Below are 1,338 nucleotides of genomic sequence, written 5' to 3' on the forward strand. Positions count from 1 at the left end.
CGCCTTCCTTGCGGCCCCTGCCCCGCCGCCGTTCACCCCACCTGGAACGGCCCATGCTGATGACCAAGACGATCTCGGAAACTTCTCGCCTCGCGGCACTGACCGCGCTCGACCTGCTGGATACCCGGCCGGAGCCCCGCTTCGACCGCTACACGCGCCTGGCCGCGATGACTTTCGGCGTGCCCATCGCACTCATCACGCTGGTCGACGACAAGCGCCAATGGTTCAAGTCGCGCTGCGGCCTGGACGTGGAACAGACGGCCCGCGAGGATGCCTTCTGCGCCCACACCGTGGCACAACGAGAGATGTTGGTCGTCGAGGATGCGGCCGCGGATCCGCGGTTCGCCGACAATCCGCTCGTCAAGGGCGGGCCGCACATCCGTTTCTATGCCGGGCAGCCCGTCTTCTGCGACGGCCAGGCCGTGGGCACGCTGTGCATCGTCGACCGCAACCCGCGCCGTTTCGACGACGCGCAGCGCCAGTGCCTGCGCGACCTGGCCGACCTGGTCGAGGTGGAACTGAACCAGGCCCGAGTCACGACGGCGCGCGTGATGGCCGAGCAGGCCCTCAAGTCGCTCAACGCGGAACTGGAGCTGCGTGTGTCCCAGCGCACGGTGGAACTGGAAGCCCGCCTCGCGGACCTCTCCACGGAAATCGCCCACCGCAAGGCGGCCGAGACGCTGCTCCGCGATGCCGAAAGCTGGAACCGGACGATCGTCGCGACGTCGTACAGCGCGTTCGTCGGCGCCGATCCCGAGGGCCGCATCACCGAATGGAACCCGGCCGCCGAACGGATCTTCGGCTGGAACCGGAGCGAGGCCGTGGGCCGTCCGTTGGCGGACCTGATCGTGCCGGAAGAACTGCGCGCGGCGCACGCCGCAGGCATGCGCCGCTTCCTCGAGACGGGCTGCAGCACCGTCGTCGACAGGCAGATCGAGCTGCCGGCGCTGACCGCGAGCGGCCGCCGCATCGCCGTCGAAATGAAAGTCGGCGCCTACGAATGGCAGGGCCGGCGCTGCGTCGGCGCGTTCCTCGACGACGTCTCCGAGCGCAACCGCACGCGCCAGCAGCTCGACGAAAAGCAGGAATTGCTGGATGCCGTGCTGGAATCGATCGACGTCGCCGTCGTCGCCTGCGACGCCGAGGGCAACCTCACGTTGTTCAACAAGAAGGCCCGCACGCTGCACGGCCTGGACCGCGCCTGCGTGAAGACGGCCGACTGGCCGACGCATTACGCCCTGTACGAAGCGGACGGCCACACGCCGCTCGCGCCGGACGAAGTGCCGCTCGCGCGTGTCCTGCGGGGCGGCCCGGGGGCGCGATGGCCATCGCCTGTTC

At 69.3% G+C, this 1,338-nt stretch carries 1 protein-coding gene; it reads left to right on the forward strand.

Annotation, left to right across the window (positions count from 1 at the left end; translation table 11 throughout):
* Positions 1-53 precede the first annotated feature (53 nt).
* Positions 54-1,338, forward strand: a 1,285-nt coding sequence (locus ACEN88_RS31900) for a PAS domain S-box protein (RefSeq protein WP_413346192.1), incomplete at its 3' end; no start/stop codon positions are given.

This window comes from Massilia sp. CT11-108 (assembly GCF_047302915.1).
GTDB lineage: Bacteria > Pseudomonadota > Gammaproteobacteria > Burkholderiales > Burkholderiaceae_D > Telluria > Telluria orientalis.